The 18,740-nt window shown below is 41.7% G+C and carries 17 protein-coding genes; 10 read left to right on the forward strand and 7 right to left on the reverse strand.

Features of this window, described 5'->3' with window-relative positions; genetic code table 11:
* The first annotated feature begins 6 nt into the window (after positions 1 to 6).
* Genes M8998_RS02010 through M8998_RS02020 form a run of 3 tightly spaced genes read left to right on the forward strand, consistent with a single transcriptional unit; the run spans position 7 to position 4,522 of the window.
* Entirely contained in the window at positions 7 to 1,848 is a 1,842-nt protein-coding gene (locus M8998_RS02010) for a RagB/SusD family nutrient uptake outer membrane protein (protein WP_249990321.1), read from the forward strand.
* 29 nt (positions 1,849 to 1,877) lie between these two features.
* Positions 1,878 to 2,558 (forward strand): DUF3823 domain-containing protein, encoded by a 681-nt coding sequence (locus M8998_RS02015; protein ID WP_249990322.1) that lies wholly within the window; start codon positions 1,878 to 1,880, stop codon positions 2,556 to 2,558.
* A gap of 17 nt (positions 2,559 to 2,575) precedes the next feature.
* Positions 2,576 to 4,522, forward strand: coding sequence for a glycoside hydrolase family 97 protein (locus M8998_RS02020; RefSeq protein ID WP_249990323.1), 1,947 nt, complete (start codon positions 2,576 to 2,578; stop codon positions 4,520 to 4,522).
* A gap of 113 nt (positions 4,523 to 4,635) precedes the next feature.
* Here M8998_RS02020 and M8998_RS02025 read toward each other — a convergent pair whose 3' ends face one another.
* The 3 genes from M8998_RS02025 to M8998_RS02035 form a co-directional block, all read right to left on the reverse strand.
* A complete protein-coding gene (locus M8998_RS02025) occupies positions 4,636 to 5,385 on the reverse strand; it encodes a helix-turn-helix domain-containing protein (RefSeq protein ID WP_249990324.1) in 750 nt (249 codons plus the stop codon).
* A gap of 505 nt (positions 5,386 to 5,890) precedes the next feature.
* Positions 5,891 to 6,586 (reverse strand): LytR/AlgR family response regulator transcription factor, encoded by a 696-nt coding sequence (locus tag M8998_RS02030; protein ID WP_249990325.1) that lies wholly within the window; start codon positions 6,584 to 6,586, stop codon positions 5,891 to 5,893.
* A 3-nt stretch (positions 6,587 to 6,589) separates the two neighbouring features.
* Positions 6,590 to 7,600, reverse strand: coding sequence for a sensor histidine kinase (locus M8998_RS02035; RefSeq protein ID WP_249990326.1), 1,011 nt, complete (start codon positions 7,598 to 7,600; stop codon positions 6,590 to 6,592).
* Between the two features lie 174 nt (positions 7,601 to 7,774).
* On the opposite strand from M8998_RS02035, the gene M8998_RS02040 reads away from it, so the two are divergent.
* Genes M8998_RS02040 through M8998_RS02060 form a run of 5 tightly spaced genes read left to right on the forward strand, consistent with a single transcriptional unit; the run spans position 7,775 to position 12,010 of the window.
* Positions 7,775 to 8,104 carry a hypothetical protein gene (locus M8998_RS02040; RefSeq protein WP_249990327.1) on the forward strand — a complete coding sequence of 110 codons (330 nt, stop codon included), beginning with the start codon at positions 7,775 to 7,777 and terminating at the stop codon, positions 8,102 to 8,104.
* The gene (locus tag M8998_RS02045; protein ID WP_249990328.1) at positions 8,073 to 8,987 is read left to right on the forward strand and encodes an FAD:protein FMN transferase; all 915 of its coding nucleotides are present in this window, start codon (positions 8,073 to 8,075) and stop codon (positions 8,985 to 8,987) included. The genes M8998_RS02040 and M8998_RS02045 overlap by 32 nt, the downstream gene beginning before the upstream one ends.
* Before the next feature lie 3 nt (positions 8,988 to 8,990).
* Positions 8,991 to 10,250 carry an electron transport complex subunit RsxC gene (gene rsxC / locus M8998_RS02050; RefSeq protein ID WP_249990329.1) on the forward strand — a complete coding sequence of 420 codons (1,260 nt, stop codon included), beginning with the start codon at positions 8,991 to 8,993 and terminating at the stop codon, positions 10,248 to 10,250.
* Positions 10,243 to 11,346 (forward strand): RnfABCDGE type electron transport complex subunit D, encoded by a 1,104-nt coding sequence (locus M8998_RS02055; RefSeq protein ID WP_249990330.1) that lies wholly within the window; start codon positions 10,243 to 10,245, stop codon positions 11,344 to 11,346. The genes rsxC and M8998_RS02055 overlap by 8 nt, the downstream gene beginning before the upstream one ends.
* 13 nt (positions 11,347 to 11,359) lie before the next feature.
* Positions 11,360 to 12,010, forward strand: coding sequence for a nitroreductase family protein (locus M8998_RS02060; protein ID WP_249990331.1), 651 nt, complete (start codon positions 11,360 to 11,362; stop codon positions 12,008 to 12,010).
* Between the two features lie 267 nt (positions 12,011 to 12,277).
* On the opposite strand, the gene M8998_RS02065 is transcribed toward M8998_RS02060, so the two are convergent.
* The 4 genes from M8998_RS02065 to nagA form a co-directional block, all read right to left on the reverse strand.
* Positions 12,278 to 13,816 (reverse strand): family 43 glycosylhydrolase, encoded by a 1,539-nt coding sequence (locus tag M8998_RS02065; RefSeq protein WP_249990332.1) that lies wholly within the window; start codon positions 13,814 to 13,816, stop codon positions 12,278 to 12,280.
* 243 nt (positions 13,817 to 14,059) lie between these two features.
* A complete protein-coding gene (locus M8998_RS02070) occupies positions 14,060 to 15,124 on the reverse strand; it encodes a hypothetical protein (protein ID WP_249990333.1) in 1,065 nt (354 codons plus the stop codon).
* Positions 15,121 to 15,765, reverse strand: coding sequence for an ATP-binding cassette domain-containing protein (locus tag M8998_RS02075; protein WP_249990334.1), 645 nt, complete (start codon positions 15,763 to 15,765; stop codon positions 15,121 to 15,123). Before M8998_RS02075 ends, M8998_RS02070 begins: the two co-directional genes overlap by 4 nt.
* A gap of 101 nt (positions 15,766 to 15,866) precedes the next feature.
* Positions 15,867 to 16,952, reverse strand: coding sequence for an N-acetylglucosamine-6-phosphate deacetylase (gene nagA, locus M8998_RS02080; protein ID WP_249990335.1), 1,086 nt, complete (start codon positions 16,950 to 16,952; stop codon positions 15,867 to 15,869).
* Between the two features lie 334 nt (positions 16,953 to 17,286).
* Between nagA and M8998_RS02085 the strand changes: the two genes are divergently transcribed.
* Together M8998_RS02085 and M8998_RS02090 are read left to right on the forward strand one after the other, a co-directional pair.
* Positions 17,287 to 17,991: an SDR family oxidoreductase gene (locus tag M8998_RS02085; protein ID WP_249990336.1), complete on the forward strand. Its 705-nt coding sequence runs from the start codon at positions 17,287 to 17,289 to the stop codon at positions 17,989 to 17,991.
* 148 nt (positions 17,992 to 18,139) lie between these two features.
* On the forward strand, positions 18,140 to 18,709 hold the full coding sequence (locus M8998_RS02090) for a Crp/Fnr family transcriptional regulator (protein ID WP_249990337.1): 570 nt from the start codon (positions 18,140 to 18,142) through the stop codon (positions 18,707 to 18,709).
* The last annotated feature ends 31 nt before the right edge of the window (positions 18,710 to 18,740 follow it).

An 18,740-nucleotide genomic window follows, 5' to 3' on the forward strand; every position in this document is an offset into this window, starting at 1 on the left:
AAAGACATGAAGACTAAATTGATAATATTTCTTGTAGCGGCAGCGCTATCGGCGAGTTCGTGTAAACATGATGAATGGTTTGATCGACCGTCAAAAAACCTGATAACCGATGAGCAGCTCTGGAATGATCCGGTGCTCATCACTTCGCTATTGGCGAATTATTATAATCGTCTGCCATGGCTACACGGTGTATTTAATACCGGAGGGATGGCCGAAGGGGATGATGCCATGTGGTCAGGCCATCGTGATCAAAATTGGCGGAATGATTTTCAATACGGTGATGATTACGGTCGGTACTGGGATTATGGATTGATCCGTGATATTAGTGTAGCACTCGAAGGCATCGAGCAATTTGGTGGCAGTTTGACTGCCGCACAGAAACAACTCTTTAACGCGGAGTTACGTTTTATCCGTGCATCAGTGTATTTTGAAATGGTGAAGCGTATGGGCGGTGTACCGCTGGTAACCACGCAACTGATCTACGATTTTAGTGGAAATCCGGAGCCATTGCAAATGCCGCGTGCTAAAGAGCATGAAGTATATGATTTCATCTACAGCGAGACCGAGGCGATTAAAGATCATTTGGCGACCAATGCGAATAGCAGAACCCGTGCCAATACGGTCACGGCTTTAGCCTTACAAAGTAGGTCTATGCTATACGCAGCCTCGATCGCTAAGTACAATAACTTGATGGGAGCGCCAATTAGTACGCCGGGCGGCGAGGTCGGTATTCCCGCCAGTATGGCCGGCGACTATTATCAAAAATCCTTGGCTGCTTCACGCGCTATTATGGCTAATTCATCGTACGGCTTATTCAATGCCAATCCGAATAAAGGAGAGAATTTTTACACGATGTTGAATGCCAAAAATAATGCAGAGGTCATCTTTGCCAAGGACTTTCAAACAGGAGTAAAGGTGCATGGCTTCACGTACGATAATATTATAAAAGGTTCTACCGAAGACAATGAATCCTCGTCTACCTTGAGTCCTTCGTTAAGCTTTGTAGAAAGCTTCGATTATCTGGATGGTGCTGTCGGCACGATTCGCGACCGCGATCAAAACGGAAATTACATCGTCTATGCTAATCCTGCTGATATCTTTGCCAACAAAGATGGACGGCTTTACGGTACGGTGATCTATGCAGGCACGACGTTCAAAGGACGCAATACCAGTATACAAGCCGGTGTAGCCGTGTGGCAAGATGGAGGCTACGACTTGCGCACGACAGCACGATTAGGAGATAGTTACGCGCCAGATGGCGGGTTGTGGACCGGTTTTGATGGTCCTGCAGACAATCAACAGGATGTGAGTAATACCGGATTCTATCTCAGGAAGATGGTGAGTGATGCATCAGGAGCTAGTGCGCGCGGTATCTCTGCCAGCAACTGGTGGCCTTGGTATCGCATGGGCGAAATCTATCTGAATGCTGCCGAAGCCGCTTTTGAATTGGGCGAAACAGGTCCTGCTACCATGTATATCAATACATTACGGGAGCGCGCAGGTTTCCCGGCAAATAGCATTTCCAACTTGACGATGGATATTATCCGCAAAGAGCGCCGTACCGAACTGGCGTTTGAAGATCACCGTTTCTTTGATCTGAAACGCTGGCGTACTGCTCACTTAGTATGGAATGGAGAAGAAACGGACCGGAACGCCGTGGTGTATGGACTTTATCCTTATCGTGTGGTACGCCCAGGGCATCCTACGAATGGGCAATACATTTACCAACGTATCCGTCCGACACGTTTTCGTCGGGCACGACTTTTCCGGATGGCGAACTATTATGCCTCTATCGATCAAAATGTGATCAACAACAATCCTAAGATTGTTCGAAATCCATTTAACTAATCATTATTACGATCAGCAAAGATTTTATTATGAAATATTCAAGCATATATCTATCTATTTTGGCCCTGGCGTCTCTGTTTTCGGTGGGCTGCGAATACGATAATTTTGAAGCACCTAAGTCTACCTTGTCGGGCAATATTATCTACGAGGGTAGTCCTGTCGGCGTAAGAACAGGCGGTACAAGACTGCAACTTTGGGAAGATGGACATGAACTACGTACGCCTATGGATGTCTTTATTGACCATGAAGGCCATTTCTCGGCGTCCTTATTCGATGGCACCTACAAATTGGTGACTAATGGCGATGCGCCTTGGTTACCGCGGAATTTAGATACCGTTGAAGTGACAGTAAGAGGGAATACGGTAGTCGATATTCCAGTAACGCCCTATTTCGTGTTGGACAATGAATCGTTTTCGGCGACTGGCACAGCACTTAATGCGGAGTTTTCCATCAGACGCGTGGTTCCGAATGCTAATGTGAGTAGAGTAGCACTTTATGTGGGGCACTCTATTCTAACGGATCAAGGCCGGTTTGAGCATCGCGTGGAGATGAATGCCGCGTCTATTCAAGTAGGGCAACCGTTGAATATGAGCACAACCTTACCCGCATCGTTGGCCAATCTTGATTATGTGTTTGTCCGAGTAGGTGTGCTTTCCAATTTATCTGGAGAATACTATTATACCGATGTACAAAGAGTAAATTTACCTTAACTAATACATTTATGCTCATGAAACCTGTTTTTTGCAGTTTACTACTATCTCTAATTATTTCACTCCCGGCGTTGGCACAAGAGTGGGTCGTTCGTAGTCCGGATGCTCGATTGGCTGTTCATCTTCATCTGGATGATGGAAAGCTTAGCTATTCGGTATTTTTGGATGAAGAGATGATGCTGGCCAAGTCGCCTCTTGGGTTGACCGCCAGTACGCATCCCCTTTCAGAAAAGCTGCATTTCGTGTTAAAACATGATCGTGCTATTGACGAACAGTATAGCGAAACCCGCTTTAAGAAAAGCCACATCCGATATCAAGCCAATGAATTAGTTTGTCGATGGGAGAACAGCGAAAAACAGGCTTTCGAAACGATTTTCCAAGTCAGCAATAACGACGTAGCATTTCGCTACTTCGTACCACAGCAGGGGGAGCAAGCCAATATCGTGGTGCAGCAGGAGCATAGTGGTTTTCATTTTCCAGCTCGTACTACGACTTTCTTGACACCGCAGTCGCCACCGATGGTCGGTTGGAAAAAGACTAAACCAAGTTATGAAGAGGATTACACGGTAGACGCGCCTTTGGGCGCGCCATCGCAATATGGCGTCGGTTTTACCTTTCCAGCTTTATTTAAAATAGAAGATAAGGGTTGGGTTTTGCTTTCAGAAACAGGAGTCGATGGCAACTATTGCGGCAGCAAACTCAGTGAACCTACTTCTGGCGGATTGTATTCTATTGCTTTCCCGGAGCAGGGCGAGAATAATGGTCTTGGTGCTGTCCAGCCTGCGTTCGCCTTGCCTGGATTTACACCTTGGCGCACGCTGACGGTTGGGAAGACCTTACAACCTATTTTGGAAACCACGATTACACAGGACGTGGTTGGTGCGAAATACAAACCAAGCATGGATTATGCCTTTGGACGTTCGACCTGGAGTTGGTTGGAATGGCAGGATGAAAGCATCAACCTGGAAGACCAAAAGAAATTTGTAAACTTATCGGCAGCGATGGGTTACGAGTATACTTTGGTAGATAATTGGTGGGATACCAAAATCGGAAGGGATAAAATAGCCGAGTTAGCCGCCTATGCTGAGAAGAAAAGAGTAGGGTTGCTACTCTGGTACAATTCCAATGGGTACTGGAACGATGCGCCGCAGGGACCAAAAAATAAGATGAATCAATCCATCCAGCGAAAAGAGGAAATGGCTTGGATGAAAGAATTAGGCATCAAAGGTATTAAAGTAGATTTCTTTGGTGGTGATAAGCAGGAGACCATGCAATTGTACGAAGCAATTCTGTCTGACGCTAATGATCACGGGTTGGGGGTGATCTTTCACGGTTGTACCCTGCCTAGAGGTTGGGAGCGCATGTACCCTAATTTTATATCCAGTGAAGCGGTATTAGCTTCCGAGAATCTGATTTTCACCCAACGAGCCAATGATATGGAAGCATTTAATGCGACCCTGCACCCCTTTATACGCAATAGCGTGGCTGCGATGGACTTTGGTCCGGTTTTGCTCAATAAAAGGCATAATCGAACAAACTCCGATGGCACCATTCGGAAAACGAGTGAAGCGTTTCAAATCGCCACAGCCGTAGTGTTTCAAAGTGCCATCCAAAATTTTGGTATTACGCCTAATAACCTCACGGATGCAAGCAAGGGGGCTATTGAGTTTATGAAATCGGTACCAACCACTTGGGATGAAACATTATTTCTGGATGGCTATCCTGGAAAATATGTCGTGCTGGCCAGACGTAAGGGAAGCCAATGGTACATAGCTGGAATTAACGCAGAGCCAAACCCGAAGACGGTAGAGCTATCATTGCCGATGATTTCCAATAGAAAATTGCTTATTTATTCGGATGATGCATCAGGAGGAACTATGGTTTCTTCTGGCGAATTGGGAGAAGATCAACGCTACAGGATGGTTATTCCGACAAATGGAGGAGTCCTCTTAGTGGGGGAGTAAGATCTTATCGATTGGATTGCAGCGATGCAATCCAATCTCTGTATTCCTCTGTAGGAAGGTGTTTGCGTGTAAACAGTTCTTTGATAACTGCGCTAATTGAGATTTCGTAAAAACTAAGTGGTTAGGCGATGTTCCTGTTTCAAGACCTCGTATTTCTTTCTGTATTCAGAGGGTTTCATACCGTATAATTTTAAGAATTTAGACCTAAAATATTTGATATCGCTGAAACCAGCGGCGAATGCGGCTTCGCTTACATTATACTCCGTTTCGATAAGTAGTTGGGCTACTTTTTGTAACCTCACCATTCTAATAAATTCATTGGCAGGTTTTCCACAGGCCGTTTTTATCCGTCGGTAGAAATTGGAATAACTCATTGATATAGCTTCGGCGAGCATCTGCACACTAAATTTCGGATTGTCCAAGTGCTCTTCTACAATGTGAGTCACTTTCTGAATAAACTCCTTATGTTTTATGGATATGTTGCAATCCACATCTTGAAGCTGAATGTTTTTGCTAAAGTTAGTGGGAAAATGATGCTGGTTCTGTATTAGACGATGCACGTGAGCCAACAGCCGTTCCTCGTCATCCGCAACAACAGTAAGATCTTCGAGCACGATGTTGTCGGAAGAGTTGGCAATTAATAGCACAACAGGTATATGATTTGATAGTAGATTGGACTTGCTTTGTTCACTTAGCTCAATTCCTGATCTACCTCCAAACGTAAGCGTACTAGTTGAAGCTCGTGTTTCTATGTCTTCTAGTAATCTTGTTGCAGTAGGCTTACCCGAAATAGCAAAGACCTGAAAGTCTTTTTCAAAAATTCTCGCTAAATAGCTACAGATGTCGAGGTTATCGTTTACCATAAAGAGATATTTATCCGGTTATAATTGTTTTATTACTCCTGTTCTAAAATCTATCTAATGGATGATCCTACTGCATTCAAGTTTCAATGGAAAGATCACAACAGGTGATCAAATTTGCGTATTGAACACCATCACATTTAGGTAGATTATTAATTGTCTTAATGACAATAAATATAGATTATATTTGTTGTTTAAGCAAGAAATTATTTTAATATTTTCACGCCAAATGATTTGGAAGTTGCCGGATAAGGCATTTACAGCAATATAAAACGCTTTAGCTTATTATAATTTTCTCAGTGTTTTAAAACCAAAAGGCTACATACTGGGGGATGGGGAAGGGGAACTGGATACGAAAATTTGGCAGAAGTGAAATAAATCATTACTACCATAATAAAGAATCGGCGTGGGATTAGCATAAATATTTACACTAGCTGTTACCTTATCTCTTAGCTTTTTAAAGTGGATAAAGGGTAACGATGCGTCTTAAATATCTACAGTAGATATACTAATTCTTCTCCTGTACTCTTTGTAGGAACTCGCGCTTAAATGTAATACCAATAGGAAGCCTTTCATTATTTATTATTACTTCACTTTCGGTGTGTGCTGCTATCTTATCCATATTTACGATGTATGATTTGTGAATACGCATAAAAGATCGTGACGAAAGCCCTGCAAGGATCACTTGCGTGGTAGTAGAGACCAGATATATTTTGTGTGCGAATATCTTCACATAGTTTCCGTAACTCTGTATATAACCAATATTTTCCGTTACTATCGTGACACTTTTGCCATCCACCTTTACACTTATTTCGGTCGGTTCGACATATTCATCTTTATGATACAGCGAAAGAAATCTTTCTGTGGATTTTATAAATCGTGTCAGTGAAATAGGTTTTAATAGATAATCAATAACACCATAGTCATAACTTTCTAATGCGTATTGCGAGTGTGCTGTCGTCAGGATCGTTTTTGGCACATTGGATAGCGATTTTAAAAGCTCTATCCCAGATATTTCTGGCATATCAATATCCAAAAACTGGAGGTCAACCGGATTATTTCTGAGATAATTCAGGGCATCCACCGCATTATAGAACTGGGCTACTAATTTAAGGTTAGCATTTTTTTCAATATGGCTGACAAGCACATAGTGCGCTGCGGGCTCATCATCAATGATAATACATCTGTACTGGGTAATAATCATGAGTTAAAGCGTTATTTCCAAGAATGTTTCGAACGCGTGTTCAGCAGGTTCAACTTTAATGAGGTGTGTACCAGGATAAATCATTTTCAATCTAGCTTTTGTGTTTTCAAGACCCATTTTAGTGGATAGTCTTCCATTATTTTTAGATGGAAGTGAGTTGCTTATTCGTAAAGTTAAAATACCATTTCTAACGTTCAAATCTATTTTTATGAAGCATTTTTCAATGTTTGATGTACCATGTTTAAAAGCATTTTCTACAAATGTAAAGACGATCATCGGTGCTATGTAGCGGTGGTGAGGTTCGTCTATCTGATAGTCAAACTCTATTTTACATCGGTAGCCGACCCGTTCTTTTTCTATTTCTATATAGCTTTGGATAAATGAAATCTCCTCCTCGAGCGACACTAGGTCTTTATTGCTGTTTTCTACCTGATAACGTAGTAAATCAGATATTTTCATGATAGCTTCCGGTGTTTTCTCCGGGTATTTGATACTCAATCCGTATATGGTATTGAGGGTATTAAACAGAAAATGCGGATTGAGCTGTTTATTCAGCAAATCTATTTGGTTCTTTCTGGAAAGAAGCTCTTTACTGTCTGCATCTTTTTGCTGTCGGTAATATTCAAAAATCTTTGTCGTTCCGATAATACAAATATAGGATCCCAGTAATACACCTATCTGGTATTGATAGTTCAATTTACTTTGGTCTTTGTGCAGAAAACAGTTGTTGTATAATACAGAATGGGCTAGATAATTTAACCCTAATGCAAAAATAGCTAACGCCAGTAAGGTTAAAAATATAAATAGATAAGGATTATGCTTTTTTAGCAAAATCGGAAGTATATAATAGCGATTGAATTGAGCATGGGCATACAAAAAGGAAAAATAGATTGTACCTAAAAAGAGACTTTTCCAAGTGGCGATCAAGATCCAGTCATTCAGGGTAAACAAGATAAAAGAGAATAAGAGTATTCCCACTTCCTGTGTCCATTTTCTTTCAAAAATATTCTTCATATGGTGTTCAACTTACTAGTGCAAAGGTAAATATATCCACCGCTCTATGATCTTTATTAATGACGAATTGAATTGGTCATTAACGAATGCTGTTCGACATTAATATTGAGTGGAGACAAGTACTATATTTTATCTTCGTATACTTTTTAATGTAAACAAAATGATTGCATACTAATGATTAATGTTAATGCGCGACATATTATGCTTTATCTCATCGGATTCTTTCTGTTGGTCTTTGGGCATCCCAATTTCTGGGACAAAATAACGGAAGCAGACCGGAAGAAAAGGGAAACGAAAAGAATACAACAAGAAGCCGCAGTGGCCTCCGCTAAGCCTTTTGAAGTGCAGGAATTGGTATTCGATACGGCTTCGAATACCTGGAAAAATAAACTGCCTTATTTTCAAACGATCCACGTCGGACAGGTAAATCTCAAAGCGTTCAGGAATTCTGGCAGCACGACGGTGGAAACCAATGATGATGAAAATGCTTCCGACAGTCTCTAAATCCTACATAACCCAAACTCGGTGGCTGTTTCATTGCCATTTCAAAATTAAAATACCTTTTGAATGTGGCGAACAAACCCTAAATGACTGTTTTGAACTGCTCAGTGCGATAGACCGAAAGTACAATTCCTATCAGGCGGGATCCTATTTTGACCAGATCAATCAACAGGCAGGCAGTTGGGTAACCGTAGACGACGCGTGTATCCAGATGTTGAAATCCTTGTTGCTGGTCTCCAGGTTCACAGAAGGAAGCTTTGATGTCAGTTGTATGCCATTGCTTCGGCTTTGGGGGTTCTACCGACAAAAACAGGATGATATTCCTACGGAGAAAGCGATAAACGAGTCTTTACAGCATGTCGATTACCGTAAAATAGCCGTAAGCGGGAATGACGTAAAAATACAACCGACGCAAGAATTGATAACTGGCTCGTTTATAAAAGCGTTCGCAACAGATCAGGTCGTGCAGCTGCTTCAGAAAAGAGGGGTGACTGATGCCATCATCAACGCCGGTGGGAGCACCATCATGGGGTTAAACAATGATATGCATCGCACTTGGAAAGTGAACGTACCGGATCCGCATTCGCCCAACAAAATTGCTAAAAGCATCTCCATCAACAACCAGTGCTTCAGCCTATCTGCTAGATCCAACAACAATCTAGTCATCAATGGGAAGGAATACGGACATATCATCAGCCCTAAAACCGGATGGCCTGTATCTACTTTGCAAGTGGGTGTACTATCCAAAAATGCGTTCATAGGCGATATACTATCGACGGCTCTATTTGCATTGGAAAAAAATGAAGTAGAAGAAAGCGTAAACAAATTAAGACGCTATGTTGATTTTGATTATTTCAGGATAGACGTTAACGATAAAAATAATTAATAGATGCTCTTAATACCATCTCTTAAAAGTAAAACCAAAAAAAGCGAGGTTGGGCAGATTGCCGATCCGGAAGACTTTTATATTCCATTAGATGGCTATAGAAACGTCATGACGCCCCTGGTAGAAATTGGGAATCAGGTAGAAAAATACCAGCTCTTGGCTGCGTGCGATGGATTATTCGCCGCGAGTATACATGCTCCGGTATCAGGAATAGTGAAAGGAACTTTTAACCTCAATGGAAAGCAGTTCTTGCATTTACAAAACGATTTCCGAAATCGGGAGACTCTCGCTGCTGTGATAGCTATGGAAGAGATCACACAAGAACAATTTGCCGAAAGGCTGTTTGAATATGGCATCGAAGGAGCAGGTGGTTCGCGGTTTCCAACAGGATTGAAGTTTAAAAAGAATGAAACACCTATCAAGACCATCATTGTCAATGGCGCGGAGTGCGAGCCTTATCTGAGCGCAGATTATGCCCTGATGAAACACCACACCGCCGAATTGCTTCGTGCGGCTGTACTGATAAAAAAGGTGCTGGGTGCCGAGCAGATTGTATTTGCTATTGAAAAGCAAAATAAGGAACTGGAAAAGCTGCTGTTGCGTTCCGCAAGGGAGAATGAGGTAAAAATCAATGTCAAAATACTGCCCGATAGTTATCCGCAAGGTGGAGAGCTGCAAGTGATCAAATCAGTTACCGGAAAGGAGCTGAAAAAAGGAAGTATACCAGCCCAACACGGTATTCTGGTTAACAATGTCGGAACATTATGGTCTATTTACAACGCATTTTTTCATAGCCGGCCTACTATTGAGCGTATTGTCACCATTTCGGGAAACAGGTGCGCAAATACTGGAAATTATAAGGTAAAAATAGGTACGCCCATAGCGCATCTTCTCCGCGAAACAGGTAATGAATGGAATCCAGATGAGCAAATGATTATTCTCGGCGGTGCGATGATGGGTAAGGCCGTATCGTCGCCATTGCTCCCTATACATAAGGGCTCCGGCGGCCTGCTAGTGATGCAGAAATTAAGGTTAGAAAGTGATAATTGCATCAAATGTGGCGCCTGCGTAGATGTATGCCCTCAAAAACTGATGCCCTTGGAGTTTGTTCGTTTCAATCAGTCTGGAAATACGGCGTCTTTAAAAGACTTCAATCTGCTGGATTGTATTGAATGTGGCGCCTGTGCTTATGTATGCCCGAGTGATGTCCCGCTTATGGAAAACATATTTAGGGGAAAAGATAAACTTTTAAAAAATGCCTAATATGTTGCTGAAAGCGAGTATTAATCCTTACCTCAAAGCCAGATTCAGTACCGTGCAGATCGTCATGCTAGACGTCGTAATCGCTCTGCTTCCACTTGTTTATGTCGCTTGGTTGGCTTATGGTATGATGGCTCTTCAAGTGATCGGTGTTGCCGTTGCGGCCGCAATGCTTGCGGATGTGATATTCTCGCTGATTTTTCTTGGCAAAAAAGATACCCTACTGGATGGTTCGGCGGTGGTGACGGGTTTGCTTTTAGCATTCACTTTGTCGCCCGCCACACCGTTGTACATCGTAGTATTCGGTTCTTTCTCGGCTATTCTGTTTGGTAAAATAGTGTGGGGCGGATTAGGCAAGAACCGTTTTAATCCAGCATTGGTCGGCCGAGAATTTATGTCGGTTTTCTTTGCCTCCACTATGAGTTCGTCCGGTATCTGGAAGAACAATGATTTGATCAATACATCTTCCCTTCATCTTTTCGAAAATTCCGACACTGTTTTGTCGAACTACCTGGAAGGAATTTTCTTTAAGACTTCCGGTGCTTTGGGAGAATATTCTGCTATATGCCTTGTTTTGGGCGGTGTGTATCTGATGCTACGCAACAGAATTAGCTGGCACATTCCACTTTCCCTACTAGGTGCTTTGATGTTGATGCTTTGGTTGTTTGGGAATGATGATGTTAGTTTTTCTACCGGAGGTGTACTTTTGGGAGCGATTTTTATGGCTACGGACATGCCGTCAAGCCCCACTACCAAATATGGAAAGCTATATTATGGGATGATGATTGGGATAACGATTTATATTTTTATCATCGGAGGTTGTCGGCAGGAGTATATGTCATATGCTATCTTGATGATGAACGGCTTCTCCCACCAGATCAGTCTCTTATTTCAACCCAGAGTGTGGGGTCAAAAAATAGACCGGAAGGCAAAACTGGAAGACGTTTTTATGCTGACCTTGAAGATTCTTGCCGTGTCATCGGCTATACTGACGCTATATTACTATGAGCTGATCCACTATCTGGTGTACATCTTTGTGATATACCTCATATTCAAGTTCAATTATTCCTTTTCCAAACAAGTTGATAACACCATTTAAAAATAAGAAAAAAATGAAAAAAATAATCATGATGAGTGTCATAGCCTTTAGCATATTGGGCTGTGCAGAACCAAAAATAGAACAGGTAGTATACGAGGGAACAAACAAAGAAGCTATTATCGACAATATTCTGACCAGACGTGCGATCAGAAAATTTACCGATCAACAGGTAAGTGAAAGTCAATTAGACACCATCATGAAATCCGCTATATACGCACCTAGTGGATTGAATAAACAATCATGGGAGATACGAGTCGTGCAAAATCCAAGTATAATCGAAGAGGTTAATAAACGGTTTTTGAAATATGCAGAAGGCCGGGAATTTCAAGGTAGTGCCGCGCGGTACCGTGAGCCGGGGTTCAATGTGATGCACCACGCGCCCACATTTATCGTCATCGCTAGTGAAAAAGCAAATGCTTATTCTAAATTGGATGCTGGACTGGCTTTACAGAATATTCTGCTTAGTGCACATGCTTTGGGATTAGGAACCTGTCCGCTGGGCACCTTAGTACCTCTTCTTAATGCCCCTGAAAATGCCGATATTCTGAAATTATTGAATATACCGGAGGACTATGAAGTATCCATCAATATCGCCTTGGGTCACCCTGCCGAATCTCCGGAAGCTCCTATCCGCTATAGTAATAAGGTTAAAGTAATAAGATAGCCTATGTAGGCTTTTGCTTCATTACTTTAATGTATTGCTCACAAAGCGATTGTCATGGGAATTTCTTAACGGTTCGCATTATATAATCTTAACAAAGATTCTTATATCTCAAGCTATTCAAACAAGCTTTTTTGCAACGCTTTCTCTCAGAACAAACTGTTTTGAGAGAAAGCGGAGAAAGTAATTTCGGGTCATTTGTTGATTTCGGCTTCTCCAAAATTGAAACTGACTGACAATGCTGCATTTAAAGGAGCTAATTATTGCCGACTACAACATATTTCTCATTCTAAAATAGCTGAAAACGGCAGGCTCATTGGTTTTTCCAGCATGCAGCAATCCCGGTCGTGCTACGCGATCCCAACGGGTAAGTGCCGTGGCATCGATTGCTTCTTGGTTTATTTTATTCCATTTTGTGCCATCGGAACTCCAAAAGAAATCACAATAAACACCTCGATTTATTTCCATTTTCAGATATACGTCGGGAACTTCGTTAACCATAGTCTTCACTAATGTTTCCTTTCCATCCTGTACTGATTTCAAATAAATATCGTCACCCTCGACGCTGAGCAGCATTAGGTTTTGATGGTCTCCATATAGCGTCAATCCTTTTGATGCCTCATTTTGATTGACCACCTGCGTCTCAATAGCGTAATGTGCGGCGGTTGGACGGATACACATCGCTGTACCATAATTGTTGTCCAGTTTTGCCGTACCTTTTAAGATAAGCTGTTGATCGTTGAGTTCAAACTCATTGGTCGCGTAGGGATAGTTCCACGTCCATTCGGGTTTTAGCTGTTGACCATCAAAGAAATCCTCGAAATATCCTATCTCTTTTTGCTTCCTTGCACCTGTGATCAGCAGTTGATTTTTAATCGCTTCTTTTCCGGTAACAAAGTAGGGCCAGCCCTCTGTGTTCATTTTTATTTGCTGTAAAATTGGCTGTCGCCCTTGGTAAACATTGTCGCCTGCCAGATAACCATGGCATAAATAATACAGTTGGTCGTCTAATCCTTTCACTGCCGTTCCATGACCTACAGAAACGTATTCATCACCACCAACTAAAATCGGATTTCCTTCGTGTTTTTCATAAGGCCCGGTAAAGCTTTTGGCTCGCGCTACCCGCACATCGTAATTACTTTTTGGGCCACAGCAGTCGCGGGCGGCATAGATCAGGTAATAATAGTCTCCTTGCTTATAATGATATTGCCCTTCCATACCGATACCTTCATCGTCACGCAATAAGGAAAATAATTCACCCTCTAATCGCAGGCCATCTGCAGATAACTTACTGCCGACAATTTCTATATTTCTGTCATCTAACCCATAGGCTTTCCAGGTAATGTACAGCTGGCCGTGATCTTCAAAAATAAATGCGTCAATAGCTTCCGTTCCATGATCTATCAATATACCCTGGTCTACAAATGGACTTTCGGGAGATTCAGCTATGGCTACACCAATGCAGGTGATACCATCAGAACGGCGGCGGGCTGTATAATAACAATACACTTTTCCATCAATTTCGTAGAGCTCTGGTGCCCAAAATGAGGATAGCGTCCATTCGGGCTGGATGTCGAATACATGTCCGATTTGTGTCCAGTTCACTAGATCATTCGATTTAAAATAAGGGTAGAATGGTGCCCATTCCGAAGAGGTAGATGCGGCATAATAAGTATCTTTGACACGGATCACAGTAGGGTCGGGGAGATCTCCTAAGATTACAGGGTTAGTGAATTTTTGACTTGTTGAGCAGGCCACTAGCAGGCATACTGAAATGAGATATATGGTAAGATGGCTGATCTTATTCATGTGTTTGTAACTTAGTTATATCGGAAAGCAAGGCGATTTAAATCCGGCTTTTCCCATGTATAGAATAGATAGAAGGTAAGATACAGATTTCACGATAGATTATCACACATACATTATCCTAATGGATGGTTTTAATTATTTGTTGTATCATAGCCAAGCACACACGATTTATCCAGATATCAAACAAGTAAGCGCTATGACCCAAATATGCTTCACTTAGCGTAGTGTTACTTCGGTTTATTTTTATCCACTTTTGTAGAACACTCCAATACTAAATAATAAGAAAAATAATCCCAATAAGAATATCGGAGCCATGGGAGCAATCAACAACAAGCAGAAGTACAAAAAGAATGTTACCTGAATAGGAATTGATCCTTTCTTAAAGAGAAAGTGTAAATGATATAAAAAGTAAGTAAAGGAGAACATGTAAAAAAGATAGCTTAAAGAAGCTATAAAAGGATAACGATACAGTAGCCACACGGTTTCTGGAAGAAGTATAATTGCTACGCGGCAAAATACATGTAACGATTGGTTGGACTTCCGATAAGGGAGATTTCTCCACAACGCAAGATCGTGCCGCTCAAACTTAAATTGCCCGGAAAGTACGGAGATGTGTGCCATCGCAATAGAAGTTAAAGCAATCATAATAATACCCTGATGTTCCTTCACATCACTATAGATGAAGAAAAGGATACTCACAAAAATATAGGACAGCAATTTTGCAATAACCCAAGCCAATTGCTGACGATATAACAAATAACGAATACCTAGCATCGGATAATTCAGTCCTAACTTTGCACCTAATACCGTCCATAAACCCGATGTATCTTTCGCTGTTAATGGTTCCGCAAAGCGAAGGATCGCGTAATAGGATACGCCTAAAGTGCTTATCGTGAATGCCAATAAGATGAAGGTGAAAAGGAACTGGCTCTGCATCATTCCCACACAGATCGCAGTGATTAGGAAAAATAACAGGGGTAAGAACATGCCAAGGAGTGATAGCAGCCATCCGAGGCGTTGATGGTAAAAGGAAAATGAAAGTACGCCTAACTTAAAAAATCGATATGATTCCGTATTTAAAATGGTAAACACGTAGTACACGATTAAATACTGGTAAGTAAGTGTTAAGGTAAGTATAATAGCTAATGCTGGCCAATAGCTAATGGTCGCAAGGGCTAAATTTACAAATACACGCCAATGCTCTCCTGGCGGGCAGAGTCCGATAAAAGATAGTGCTACCAACAAGAACAGTCCGGCATAGTGCTTATAGAATCCGGTTACGAATAAGCGTTTGAAAAGGGCTATCATATCTGCGTAGAGTCGTCCTGTAAGCTAGCATTCTCTAAGAATAGTTCCTGTATTGCTATTGGTGGTGATAATGTTAATGTGTGATGACTCGAAACCATGATATGGCAGTTTTGCGCCAACTTCTTTTCTATCAAACTCAAAAGAGCAACCTGGGCATGCTGATCCAATGTAACCAAGGGTTCATCTAATAAGATTACCGATGGCAAGCCAATAAATGCTAAAATCAGCGAAAGCTTCTTGTTCATCCCGGAAGAATAAGTGGCGGTAACCTGATGAATAAACGTATTGGCTTCAAATAGTGCTATAAGATCATCTGCCTGTTGCTTGCTGCCTCCCTTAGCGGCACGAAAAAACGCAATAATCTCTTTACCCGTTAAAAAACCGGGGAATATAGGATCTGCTTCCGAGAAACTAACTTTTTGTCTGTATTCTATACTGTCTTTTTTTAATGATTGTCCTGTGGAACGCAAAGCAATATCACCAGAAAACGGAAGAAGACCCGCAGCGCAAGACAATAACGTAGATTTTCCTGCCCCATTAATCCCTTTTAACCATACTATTCCGTCTGGCAATAGATAGTCGCCTAAATCCAAAATTTTCACATTCCCGTACTTCTTGCTGAAAGATGTAAATTGTAGCATTTATATGAGCGTATTGATGATAAATAGTATGTGGAGATGTATTTCGTTTAGGTGATGACCTCAATAATTGTAAAAATGACTTGGGATGAGCATATCATTACCTATGAAATCACTTTAAATACGTTTAAATCCCGGTCAAAAGTGGTGAAGCGGGCAGGGTAACCTGGTTCAATTTTTCCAATTCGATCCTCCATACCTACTGCTATTGCCGGTCGTATACTAGCCATTTCTATTGCATCCTGTACAGGGATGCCGACATATGCCACCGCATTGCGCACGGCATCTCCCAAGGAGATAGCTGCTCCACTTAAATTTCCTTCTGAGTTGTAATAAGCATTATTTTTCAATGCTGAATCGAAACCATTCCATTGAAATGATTTGACCTTTCTATCCACAAATAAGGCATCAGATATCAAAAATAGTTTGTCGCCTTTAGTGGCCCATGCTATTCTTGCCGCCGCATAGTCACAGTGCAATCCATCCAATATAATTGGCGCATAGACGTGTGGACTGTCCAGAACAGCGCCAACAAGGCCTGGCTCCCGATGGGTAAAGGGAGACATTGCATTGTATAGATGTGTTACCAGTTTAATCCCTTGATCAAAAGCCTGCTTCGCTACTAGGTAATTCGCATTTGAATGCCCCGCAGCGATAGGTATTCCGCTCTCTATCAATGTTCTGAGCTGCGATTTGCTGAACAATTCCGGTGCAATAGTCAGCAATCGGATGGCATCGCTGCATAGGACAATTTGTTCGATATCCGCATCCGACGGTTTTCTGATATAGCGCAGCAAATGTGCCCCTCTTTTCTCTGGACTGATATATGGGCCCTCTACATGCATGCCTAATACGGAGGATTGAGAGTAGTTTTTAATGGCCTCAACCCCCTTCATCATATTCTCCAACGGAGATGTAATGAGCGTGGGCAGCGTATAAGCGGTGCCTAATAGGGCAGAAGAAGTTGAAATATCCTCGATTGTCTCCAAATCTGGTTTTTGCGTAAAATGAAATTGGCGGCCTCCATTGATGTGAATATCCACGAACCCGGGTGCAATACAATCCACACTATGACAATCCGCGTCAGCTTCACCGCTGGTTATGCTCACAATTTTTCCGTCCTGTGTGTTAATGAGCTGATTCTTTAACACCGTAGTGCCGGTATACATGGTCGTGGCGAATAGTTTCATTTTCTCGATCGATTGATTAGCTATCCCATTCCTTGCTTCCTTTTAATTTGTTGCAAAATTAAAAAGATATCACATTTTCAGATACACTTTGAGGTGTGTATAAGTGGGATAGCTTATTAGTACCCAGACAAGATAGGAGATTTTAAGGTATATTCCGAATTCCCTCTCTTCCTGTGCAATGTTCAAACGATAAGACATAGATAATGATGGACCCTCGTAGAAGTTGTATACGATAAGATGCGCAAGCATACGGTAAATCTTACCCTACTGTGAAAATAGTGTATAGGGAATACCGTAATTTTATAGGAGTATATTATTTAAACACACTATACATATGCAGAACATAGAAAATAAAGTAGCTTATATCACTGGTGGAACCAGAGGCATTGGCTTCGGAATTGCAAAATCGCTGGTAGAAAGCGGCGTGAAAGTAGCGATTTCCGGTAGAAAATTGGAAGATGTAGAGAAAGCCAAGGTAGCATTAGGAAGTGAGCATGTGTTGGCCTTACAATCTAATGTGACCAACTTTGAGGATGAAGTTAAAGCAGTTAAGGAAATTGTGGCTGCCTTTGGGAAGTTAGACGTGGTGATTGCCAATGCTGGCGTTGGAAAATTTGCACCGGTGGATGAAATCTCTCTTGAAGACTGGAATACGATGATTGATACCAATCTTACGGGCGTATTTCACACCTTAAAAGCGAGCGTTGACCAGCTGAAGCAACACAAGGGATATTATATATCCATAGCATCTCTGGCGGGTACCAATTTCTTTGCCAACGGTGCGGGGTACAATGCCTCGAAATTCGGTGTCGTCGGTTTTACACAAGCGGCTATGTTGGATTTGCGTAATCACGATATTAAATGCACCACGATTATGCCAGGCTCCGTTACCTCTCATTTCGCCGAGCATGAGCCTAGTGAAGCGGATGGTTGGAAAATTCAGCCTTCAGACTTGGGAGAAATGGTCGTAGACTTATTACAGATGAATCCCAACGTACTGCCAAGTAAAATAGAAGTGCGTCCCGCAAAATCAAAGTAGCCTAAACAGGCCCTAGCTCTGTAATAGCTGTAATTAGAGATTACATCTATTATAGAGCTAGGGTTTAAACATGGCAGGCAGATAATTTGCGGCCTATCTATTTACCATTTGGTAACTGTCATGTGGATAGGAAGAGATATATTTCGCCATGAATACATTAATCGATTTTATTCTACAATTTGGCCAGCTAAACAAGCAGCAGATTGATTTTATTTTGAGTAAAGCCAAAGTCCTTGAGTTTAAAAAAGAGGCGTATTTCTCCGAAGGGGGCAAAATACCAAAGTATTTGGGCTTCGTACTGGAAGGTGTTTTTCGCTTTTGCTATTATAACAACAAGGGGGAGGAGATTACCAATTACTTTATCGATGAGGGCAACTTTGTGGTAGATAACCAGAAATTTGAGAGTCAGATTGCCGCTTCCGAATACATTCAGGCGGTTACAAACTGTACAGTGATCACGTTCACCAAAAAAGACTGGGATGAAATATCTAATACCATTATTGGTTTTCCACTGATTCAAGCCAACATTGTCAAAAAATGTTTGACGACAGCGATGGAGCGTAGAAGTCCTTTAGTGTCGGATGATGCTACTACACGTTATTTATCTTTTATGGCTGCTTTTCCTGCGCTACTTAATCGCATACCTTTATCCTATGTGGCGTCCTATCTGGGGATTACGCAGCAATCCCTAAGTCGAATTCGAAAAAACATGCGATAAATTTACTTTTTACCATATGGTAAATGCTATT

The sequence above is a fragment of the Sphingobacterium sp. lm-10 genome (genome assembly GCF_023554555.1).
Lineage (GTDB): Bacteria > Bacteroidota > Bacteroidia > Sphingobacteriales > Sphingobacteriaceae > Sphingobacterium.